General features: G+C 65.9%; 7 protein-coding genes. 5 read left to right on the plus strand and 2 right to left on the minus strand.

Annotated elements, in window-relative coordinates; translation table 11 throughout:
• The first annotated feature begins 8 nt into the window (after positions 1 to 8).
• From gnd to IC762_RS27550, 5 genes are read left to right on the plus strand one after another with little or no spacing between them, the layout of a single operon-like run.
• Complete coding sequence (gnd, locus tag IC762_RS27530) at positions 9 to 992, plus strand: phosphogluconate dehydrogenase (NAD(+)-dependent, decarboxylating) (RefSeq protein WP_195785316.1); 984 nt, start codon at positions 9 to 11, stop codon at positions 990 to 992.
• A gap of 48 nt (positions 993 to 1040) precedes the next feature.
• Positions 1041 to 2534 carry a glucose-6-phosphate dehydrogenase gene (zwf, locus tag IC762_RS27535; protein ID WP_195785317.1) on the plus strand — a complete coding sequence of 498 codons (1494 nt, stop codon included), beginning with the start codon at positions 1041 to 1043 and terminating at the stop codon, positions 2532 to 2534.
• 2 nt (positions 2535 to 2536) lie between these two features.
• Positions 2537 to 3289, plus strand: a complete 753-nt coding sequence (pgl, locus tag IC762_RS27540; protein WP_195785318.1) for a 6-phosphogluconolactonase — start codon at positions 2537 to 2539, stop codon at positions 3287 to 3289.
• 28 nt (positions 3290 to 3317) lie between these two features.
• Complete coding sequence (locus IC762_RS27545) at positions 3318 to 3836, plus strand: gluconokinase (RefSeq protein WP_195790314.1); 519 nt, start codon at positions 3318 to 3320, stop codon at positions 3834 to 3836.
• Entirely contained in the window at positions 3833 to 4639 is an 807-nt protein-coding gene (locus IC762_RS27550) for an HAD family hydrolase (protein WP_195785319.1), read from the plus strand. Before IC762_RS27545 ends, IC762_RS27550 begins: the two co-directional genes overlap by 4 nt.
• Before the next feature lie 232 nt (positions 4640 to 4871).
• Here the strand turns inward: IC762_RS27550 and IC762_RS27555 are convergent, their stop codons facing one another.
• Together IC762_RS27555 and malQ are read right to left on the minus strand one after the other, a co-directional pair.
• Entirely contained in the window at positions 4872 to 6680 is a 1809-nt protein-coding gene (locus IC762_RS27555) for a glycoside hydrolase family 15 protein (protein ID WP_195785320.1), read from the minus strand.
• 19 nt (positions 6681 to 6699) lie between these two features.
• Positions 6700 to 8649 (minus strand): 4-alpha-glucanotransferase, encoded by a 1950-nt coding sequence (gene malQ / locus IC762_RS27560; protein ID WP_195785321.1) that lies wholly within the window; start codon positions 8647 to 8649, stop codon positions 6700 to 6702.
• Positions 8650 to 8818: the final 169 nt, after the last annotated feature.

The following is an 8818-nucleotide window of genomic DNA, read 5'->3' on the forward strand; positions in this document are numbered from 1 at the left end:
GCAGAGCAATGCAACTCGGCATGATCGGCCTCGGCCGTATGGGCGGCAACATCGTCCGCCGCCTGATGGCGCGCGGCCACTCCACCGTGGTCTACGACAAGGATCCCAAGGCGGTCTCGGCGCTCGCCGCCGACAATGCGGCGGGTTCGTCCTCCCTTGAGGACTTCGTCCTCAAGCTGGAGGCGCCACGCACCGCCTGGGTGATGCTGCCGGCCGGCAAGATCACCGAGACCACCATCGAGGCGCTGGCAAAACTGATGTCGCCCGGCGACGTCATCATCGATGGCGGCAACACCTTCTGGCAGGACGACGTCCGCCGCGGCAAGGCGCTCAGGGAGCGCGGCCTGCACTATGTCGATGTCGGCACCAGCGGCGGCATCTGGGGCATCGAGCGCGGCTATTGCATGATGATCGGCGGCGAGAAGGCCGTGGTCGACCGGCTCGACCCGATCTTCAAGGCGCTCGCCCCCGGCATCGGCGACATCCCGCGCACCGACGGCCGCGAGGGCCGCGACCCGCGCATCGAGCAGGGCTATATCCACGCCGGCCCGGTCGGCGCCGGACATTTCGTCAAGATGATCCACAACGGCATCGAATACGGCCTGATGCAGGCCTATGCCGAAGGATTCGACATCCTGAAGAATGCCAATATCGAAGCGCTGCCGCGGGATCATCGCTTCGACCTCGACATCGCCGACATCGCGGAAGTGTGGCGGCGCGGCAGCGTGATCCCGTCCTGGCTGCTCGATCTCACCGCCTCGGCGCTGGCGCACAACCAAACGCTCGATAATTACTCGGGCTTTGTCGAGGATTCCGGCGAGGGCCGCTGGACCGTCAACGCCGCGATCGACGAGGCGGTGCCGGCCGAAGTGCTGACGGCCGCGCTCTACACGCGCTTCCGCTCGCGCAAGGATCACACCTTCGCGGAGAAAATCCTCTCGGCGATGCGGGCGGGCTTCGGCGGCCACAAGGAACCGCCCAAGAAGGCCTAGGATAGGAAAGCATAGAACAAGACTTGAACCGAACCCGCGGAAGGTCACGTGCAGAAGAAACCCGATCCATGCTCCTTCGTCCTGTTCGGCGCCACCGGTGACCTGACGCACCGGCTGGTGACGCCGGCGCTGTACAATCTCGCCGCCGGCAACCTCCTGCCGGACAAATTCTGCGTCGTCGGCGTGGTCCGCAAGGGCATGTCGAGCGAGCAGCTGACCGACAGCCTGATGCAGGGTTTGCGCAAGTTCGCCACCCGCCCCGTGGACGAGGCGATCGCGAAGCGGCTGTTCGAATGCGTCACCTCGATCGAGGCCGATCCCAGCGACCCGGCCTCCTTCGACGCCATGAACGAACGGCTCGACAAGCTCGAAAAGGCCCGCGGCACCGGCGGCAATCGCCTGTTTTATCTCGCGACCCCGCCGAGCGCCTTCCTGCCGATCAGCGAGCAGCTCGGCCGTACCGGCATGCTGCAGGAGAACGGCGCCTGGCGGCGGTTGGTGATCGAAAAGCCGTTCGGCACCGATCTGGCGTCGGCAAGGGCGCTGAATGCCGCGCTGCTGAAGCTGATGGACGAGCACCAGATCTACCGGATCGACCATTATCTCGGCAAGGAAACGGTGCAGAACATCCTGGTGCTGCGCTTCGCCAACGGCATGTTCGAGCCGATCTGGAATCGCAACCATATCGACCACGTCCAGATCACCGTCGACGAGAAGCTCGGCGTCGGCCATCGCGGCAGCTTCTATGACGCCACCGGCGCGCTGCGCGACATGGTGCCGAACCATCTGTTCCAGTTGCTCTCGCTGGTGGCGATGGAGCCGCCCGCGCGCTTCGATGCCCACGCGGTGCGCTCTGAGAAAGCCGAGGTGCTTGCGGCGATCCAGACCCAGAGCGAGCAGGAAGCGCTGTCCAACTCGGTGCGCGGCCAGTATCGCGCCGGCAAGGTCGGCGACACCGAGATCGACGACTATCTGAAGACACCGGATGTCAGGCCGGACAGCAGCACCGAGACCTATGCCGCGCTGAAGCTGACCATCGACAATTGGCGCTGGGCCGGCGTTCCCTTCTATCTGCGCACCGGCAAGGCGCTCACCACCAAGCGCACCGAGATCGCGATCAAGTTCAAGCAGGCGCCGTTCGCGATGTTCCGCGACACGCCGGTCGACCGCCTGTCGCAGAACTATCTGATCATCTCGACCGAACCGACCGAAGGCATCGAGCTGCAATTCAACACCAAGGTGCCCGGTCCGGCGATCAACATCGACGGCGTCGAGATGAAGTTCCGTTACAAGGATTACTTCAAGGCCGAGCCCTCGACCGGCTACGAGACGCTGATCTACGACTGCATGATCGGCGACAACATTCTGTTCCAGCGCGCCGACAGCGTCGAGGCCGGCTGGCAGGCGGTGCAGCCCTTCCTCGACGCCTGGAAGAGCGCCGGCGGTCGGGGGCTGCAGCCCTACAAGGCGGGTAGCGAGGGCCCCGAGGCCGCCAACGCGCTGCTGACCCGCGACGGCCGCAGCTGGCGGAAGTTCGGCTGACCATGTCTGCGGGCAACGAGCGGAAGATCATGACCGTCGCCGATCCGGCGGCGATGGCGAGGACGGCCGCCGAGCGGCTGATCGCGAGGGTCGCGACGGACAACGGCCGGATCGCGATCTGCCTGACCGGCGGATCGAGCCCGAAGGCGCTATATGAGCTGCTGGCGACGCCGGAGTATCGCAGCAGGATTCCGTGGGACCGCATCGACTGGTTCATCGGCGACGAACGCCTGGTGCCGCGCAAGGACCCGCTGCACAATATGAGCATGGCACGGCAGGCCTTCCTCGACCGCTGCGCACCTGCCGCCAACGTCCATCCGATCGCAACCGACACCGCCGACCTCAGGGATCCCGACGTCAGCGCCGCCCTCTATGAGAACGAGCTGATGGCGTTTTATGGCGCCGAACAACTCGACCCAAAGCGGCCGCTGTTCGACCTCGTGCTGATGGGCGTCGGTCCCGACGGTCACACCGCCTCGCTGTTTCCCGGCTATCCCGCGGTCGAGGAGACCAGGCGCTGGGTGGTCGGCGTGCCCAAGGCCAATGTCGAGCCGTTCGTGCCGCGCGTCTCGCTCACGCTGCCCACGCTGGCCTCCTGCCGCGAGATGCTGTTCGAGATCGCCGGCGAGGGCAAGCGTGCGATCTTGACGCGGCTATTCGCAGGGGAGAATCTACCGGCCAATCGCGCGCGATCGCAGAACGAAACCGTCTGGCTCGTCGATCAGGCCGCGCTGCCGGAGGACGTTCGTGGCTGATGGGCAAAGCCCCTGTGCATTGGTGGTGATGGGCGTGTCGGGCTCGGGCAAGAGCACCATCGCAGACCATCTCGCGGTCAGGATCGGCTGGCGCTACGAGGACGGCGACACGTTTCATCCGCCGAGCAATGTCTCGAAGATGCATTCCGGGCAGCCGCTGACCGACGAGGACCGCTGGCCGTGGCTCAGGGCCATTGCCGCCGAGATCGACCGCACCTGCAGGATAAGCGAGCGCGCGGTGATCGCCTGCTCCGCCCTGAAGCGCAGCTACCGCGACATCCTGGTGCATGGCCGGAAAGATGTCCGCATCGTTTTCCTCGACGGCTCCCAGGAGCTGATCGCCTCGCGGCTGATCGCACGCAAGGACCATTTCATGCCGCCCGGATTGCTCACGAGTCAGTTCGGCACGCTGGAGCCGCCCACGCCGGATGAACGCCCGATCACCGTCGCGATCGACCGCACGATCGACATCATCGTCGAGGACATCGTCAGCCAACTCAACCTGGACCGTCCAAACCTGGATCGCCCGAACCTGGATCGCTCATGACCCGCATCGCCCTTGTCGTATCCGACGTCGACGGCACGCTTCTGACCAAGGACAAGACCCTGACGGAAGGCGCCAGGACGGCGGTGCGCAAGCTGCATGAGGCCGGCATCGGCTTCACCATCGTCTCCAGCCGGCCCACGATCGGAATGGGATTCCTGGTCGCGCCACTCGCGATCTCGCAGCCGATTGGCGCGTTCAACGGCTCTTCGATCGTCGATCCGCAATTGAAGCCGATCGCGCAGCATTTGATCCCGGCAGCGACCGCCGAACGCTGCGTCGACATGCTGCGCGACCATGGCGTGGACATCTGGCTGTTCACCAACGACCGGTGGCTGACGCGCAACCCCGACGGCGAGTATACCGCCCACGAGCAGCGCACCATCAAGCACGACCCGACCATCGTCAGCGACTTCACGCCCTATCTCGACCAGGCCTGCAAGATCGTCGGCGCCAGCTCGGACGCGGCGCTGCTGCAGCGCTGCGAGAAGGAGATGCAGCAGATGGTCGGCAATGAGGCAACCGCCGTCCGCTCACAGACCTACTATCTCGACGTCACCCCGCCCGGCCACGACAAGGGCACCTTCGTCGCCGATATCGCCAAGCGTCTCGGCGTCGCGCTGGAGAACGTCGCCACCATCGGCGACATGCAGAATGACCTCCCGATGTTCGCCAAGAGCGGCATCTCGTTTGCGATGGGCAATGCCAGCGACGACGTCAAGGCGCGCGCCACCCATGTGACCGAAAGCAACGAGCACGACGGCTTTGCCCGCGCGATGGACGTGGTGCTGAAGAGCGGCCGCTGAGGCACGATCGGATTGGGCTGAGCATCAGCCGCAGCGGAACCAGGCTCCCTCTCCCGCGAGGGAGCGCTGGCACGATTTCCGAATAATAGAAGAATACCGCTGATTTGCCCGACGTGTCAAGTGCCGTGTCGAACGCCGGTAGCCGCCGGCACCTTTGCATGGGGTTGTTTTCGATATTTGGCAGTGCGCCCCTGCGACGGCAGCCTATCGGCAGGTGGCTATCGGCCTCGCCTTACGTCGAACGCTGCATTGCTGGCTTCTCGTGCTCGGCCTTGGCGCCGCTCAGATTGTGCGCGGTGTTGATCAGCGCGATGTGCGTCAGCGCCTGCGGGAAATTGCCGGTCTGCCGGCCGGCGGCGCCGTCGTATTCTTCCGCCAGCAGGCCGACATCGTTGGCGACCGCGACGACGCGGTCGAACATGACCTGCGCCTTGTCGAGATCGCCCGCCAGCACATGGGCGTCGGCGAGCCACAGGCTGCAGGCAAGGAACGCGCCCTCGATCGGCTGCACTTCGTCGGACGCTTCGCGCGGATCGTGGCGCAGCACGAAGCCGTCGCGCATCAAATGCCGTTCGATCGCCGCGATGGTGCCGCGGATCTTCGGATCGGTCGGCTGCAGGAAGCCGACCGACGGCAGCAGCAACAGGCTGGCGTCGAGCAGCTTCGAACCGTAGCTCTCGACAAAGCTGTCGAGCTCCGGATCGAACCCCTTCTCGCAGACGTCGCGGTGAATGGCCGCGCGCAGCACCCGCCATTTGACCAGCGGCGCCTTGAAGCCGAAACGTTCGGCGCTCTTGATCGCGCGGTCGAACGCGACCCAGCACATCACCTTGGAAAACACGTAGTGCCGGGGCGTGTCGCGGCGTTCCCAGATGCCGTGATCCGGCCTGTCCCAGACATCGGCGAGATGATCGACGACCGTGCATTCCAGCGACCAGTTCTCTTCGTCGAGCTTCAGCTCGGCCATGCGGGACTGGTGGAAGGCGTCGATCAGTTCGCCGTAGACGTCGAGCTGCAGCTGGGCATGGGCGGCATTGCCGACGCGCACCGGCTGCGCGCCTTCATAGCCGGGCAGCCAGCCGGCCTCCCATTCCAGCAGCCGCCGCTGGCCCATGATGCCGTACATGATCTGCATGTTGGCCGGCGCGCCGGCGGCGGCGCGCAACAGCCAGTTGTGCCAATCCGCCGCCTCCTCGGTATAGCCCGAGTTCATCAGCGCCAGCAGCGTGAAGGTGGCATCGCGCAGCCAGCAGTAGCGATAATCCCAATTGCGGGCGCCGCCGAGCTTTTCCGGCAATGAGGTGGTGGGGGCCGCGACGATGCCGCCGGTCGGCCGGAAGGTCAGCGCCTTCAGCGTGATCAGCGAGCGCATCACCAGATCGCGCCGGTCACCGCCGTCATAGGTCGAGCGGCTGCACCATTCGCGCCAATAGTCCTCGGTATCCTTCAACGCCGCCATGGGATCGATCGGCTCCGGCACCGGGGAATAGGATGCGCCGTAGGTCAGCACGAACGGCACGGTCTCGCCCTCGCCGACCTCGAAATCGGCGACCGTGGTCAGATCCTCGCCGCGGGTCTCGACCGGCGTGCGCAGCACGGTCATGTCCTGCCCGGAGATCGCGAGCAGCCCCTCGCCGTCCGGATTCTTCCTGACCCAGGGCACGTCGACGCCGAAGCCGAAGCGGATCACGAGCTCCATGCGCATCTTGACCCGTCCCCTGACGCCGCGCACGAGGCGGACCACGTCGGAGGCGTGGCCGCGCGGCGGCATGAAGTCGATCAGCGCGACGATGCCGCTTGCGGTTTCGAACCGCGTCTCCAGGATCAGCGTGTCGTCCCAATAGCGGCGCGACGTCCCCGTGATCTCGCCGGACGGCGCGAGCAGCCAGCGACCATGCTTCGAGGTGCCGAGCAGCGCCGAAAAACACGCATCGGAATCGAACGCCGGCCAGCACAGCCAGTCGATCGAGCCGTCGCGGCCGACCAGCGCCGCGGTCTCGGCATCGCCGATCATTCCGTAATCTTCGATCCGGGATGCCAACTGCCGCGCTCCTGCCGGGTCAGCCGCGCGACCGCTCGCGGGTCGCGCGTTTCAGGGCCTCGATGTCGATCGCCGAGCCCAGTTGCGCGAGCGAAACCGGCAGCCGCCGCTTCCAGTTCGGATGCTCGTAGACGGTGCCGGGGATGTTCGGCTGGTCGACCAGGCCAAGCAGGTCCTCCATCGCAACCACCAGGATCCGCGACTTCGTCCGCGCCATGAAGCCGACCACCGAATACAGATCGTTCTTGTGGATGTCATGGTGGCCCAGCACGGCGTCGAGCTCGCCGAGCGCGTCCCACCGCCCCTGGTCGGTCTCGCCGGGATCGATGCCGAGCGCGCGCTTGGTCTTGAGGTCGCTGAACGAACGCCAGCCGGCATAGGTCGAGAGGTCGTGGGTGTTGAAGGCGACCAGCGCGTCCGGGAGATAGTGATCGGCGTTGCGGAAGGCGCCGTGATCGTCGCGCTCGAACATCATCACCAAATAGGACCAGATGCCCCAGCCGTTCATCTGCTCGCGGAAACCTTCCGGCACGGTGCCGAGATCCTCGCCGATCACGACGCAGCGACTTGCCACGCTTTCCTGCGCGGTCGCCGCCAGCAGCGCCTCGAACGGCATCAGCACATAGGCGCCATTGGCCGGGCCGAAGCCGCGCGGCACGAGGTAAAGGCGCTTCAGTCCGAAGGCGTGGTCGAGCCGGATCGCGCCGGCATGGCGCATCGCCGCGCGCAGCATCTGCTTGAAGGGCACGAAGGCGCGTTGCTCCAGGCCCGCGGCATTGAAGCCGGCGAGCCCCCAGTCCTGGCCTGCGGTGTTGAGCGGATCGGGCGGCGCGCCGACGCCCAGATGCCGCGAGATCGCGACCTGCTCGTTCCAGGCATCGAAGCCATCCGACTGCACGCCAACGGCGACATCGAGATAGAGCCCGACCCGCATGCCGAGCTTGTGCGCCAGCGCCTGGCAGGCGGCGAGCTGGCGATCGGCGGTCCATTGCACGAATTCGACGAACTCGACTTCCGTTGCCGTCTCGCGCGCCCTGCGCAACCGGGCGCAGGCCGCATCGTTGGGCTGCCGCCATTCGTCCGGCCATTCCCACCATGGCAGGTTGAACGTGTGCCGCATCGTCTCGAAAGCGGCGAAGCGCGACAGCAGCGCGCCGTGCTCGCTGCGATAGGCCTCGAAATCCTGCCAGCGGCCGAGCCCGGGATTGGCCTTGAAGGCCGCGAACGCCGCGCGCAGGGCGGGCCATTTCAGCGCGGCGACCCCGACATAGTCGACCATGTCATGAGTGCGAAGCCGCGCCAGCGCGCCTTGCGTCTCCGCATCGATGCGATATTCGGGGATCTGCTCGACGTCGACGTAGAGCGCGTTGAGGAACTGCCTGGAGTTCGGCGAGTATGGGCTGCAATCGCCAGGCCGGTCGTCGAACAGCGCGTGCAGCGGATTGAGCCCGATGCCGTCGGCGCCGACGGAATGCGCGAACTCGAGCAGGTGCTGCAGATCGGTGAAATCGCCGATACCCCAGTTGCGCGCGGAGCGCACGCCGTAGAGCTGCGCGGCGATCACCCAGCAGCGGTCGAACTCGCCGCCAAATGCTTTCTCGGGCGCCACCAGCACCGGCACCTCCTCGTTCGCGCCCAAGGCGTCCGAGAACTGGAGCCGATGCACGCCTTCGGGCAGACCGGTCGGCCAGACCACGCTGCGCTCATGCGCTTCGCCTTGCGCGAGCCGCGTCGCGCCGTGCATGATGGTCCATCGCACCGGAAGCTGGGCCGCTTCCGACAGCGCCGTCGACGCCGCCCGACCGGTGCGGATCACCACGGGATCGGCGACGATCCGCCGCGGCGCGGAGGGCGGCAGCGCATCGAGGATCACCGTGAGCGCTTCGGGCGTTGTCACACGGAGGTGACCGCTGCCATCGATATATTCGGTCTGGATGCCCAGGGTCTTGGCTTTGGTATAAAGGTCCATTCGGCACGCTGCTGGCTCGCAACGGTATTCGGCTCGTTGCTAAATTGGTGAGATACGGGAAAGGGATAGTTGATGCTCAACGCTCTACCCTATCAGGCGTTCCAGCCGGGAACCAATGCCCGGCGAGAGGCTTTCTATAAGGGTCTGGCGTGCCTCCTTCGCAGCGCCG

This window comes from Bradyrhizobium genosp. L, assembly GCF_015624485.1.
GTDB lineage: Bacteria > Pseudomonadota > Alphaproteobacteria > Rhizobiales > Xanthobacteraceae > Bradyrhizobium.